The sequence below is a fragment of the Sulfitobacter sp. CW3 genome (genome assembly GCF_019392245.1).
Taxonomy (GTDB): Bacteria; Pseudomonadota; Alphaproteobacteria; order Rhodobacterales; family Rhodobacteraceae; genus Sulfitobacter.
Map to the genome: position 1 here is coordinate 1 of NZ_JAHXRL010000277.1, position 266 is coordinate 266.

At 66.5% G+C, this 266-nt stretch carries 1 pseudogene; it reads left to right on the top strand.

Annotated elements, in window-relative coordinates:
• Positions 1–185: pseudogene (locus KZZ06_RS21075) on the top strand (DedA family protein); the annotation flags it as partial.
• Positions 186–266: the final 81 nt, after the last annotated feature.

Below are 266 nucleotides of genomic sequence, written 5' to 3' on the forward strand. Positions count from 1 at the left end.
GCCTGTTCTGGTTCACGATCCTGTCGATCGTGACCCGCGGCGCCCGCTTCTTCATTCTCGCCGGATTGCTCGGGCGCTACGGTGTGCAGATCCGCGGCGTGCTCGACCGACACCTGAACGCGGTCGCGGCGATCTCCGTCGCCGTCATCGTCCTCGGCTTCCTGCTCTTTAAGGTAATCCTGTAGCGATGAACACGGCGGCTGCCCTGCGCCTCAAGACCGCTGGCCTCTGGCTCGCGATCGCCTCCGCCCTCACGGTCGGGGCCG